Annotated in this window: 1 protein-coding gene; it reads right to left on the reverse strand. The window is 67.6% G+C overall.

Annotated features, from left to right (window positions below; all coding sequences use genetic code 11):
- The coding region (locus LD110_RS23410) for a substrate-binding domain-containing protein (protein ID WP_225502338.1) at positions 1-460 on the reverse strand (460 nt) is incomplete at both ends.

The raw sequence follows: 460 nt of genomic DNA on the forward strand, positions 1-460 counted from the left end.
CGGCTGACGGCCCACCGCCCCATGTCATAGTGCGGGAGCGCCACGCTGGTCAGGCCCGGCCAAAGCCCATCGGCGATGAGCTCGAAGTTGTCGATGCTCACCACCGAGAGGTCCGTTGGGATGCTCAGTCCAAGTCCGGCGGCGACTTCGTAGACCCCGAAGGCCTGAGCATCGCGGAAGCAGAACAGGGCCGTGGGCCGCCCGGGTAGGCCGAGAAGCTTCTGGGCCCCGTCCCGGCCGCCCGAAACCTGGGGAGCCTCCCGGGTGACGAGTTCGGGGTCGAACTCGACGCCGGCCTCTGCGAGGGCCTCCCGGTAGCCTTCGAGGCGTCCGGATGCTGCGGGGATGTCATCCCTGTTGTTGATGAAGCCGATCCGACGGTGGCCGGCATCGATGAGCTCCTTCACCGCGGTGCGTGCCGCTTCGACTTCATCGGGCACGACCGAGGAGAACTTCCCGT

The sequence above is a fragment of the Arthrobacter sp. M4 genome, from assembly GCF_020251205.1.
Taxonomy (GTDB): domain Bacteria; phylum Actinomycetota; class Actinomycetes; order Actinomycetales; family Micrococcaceae; genus Arthrobacter.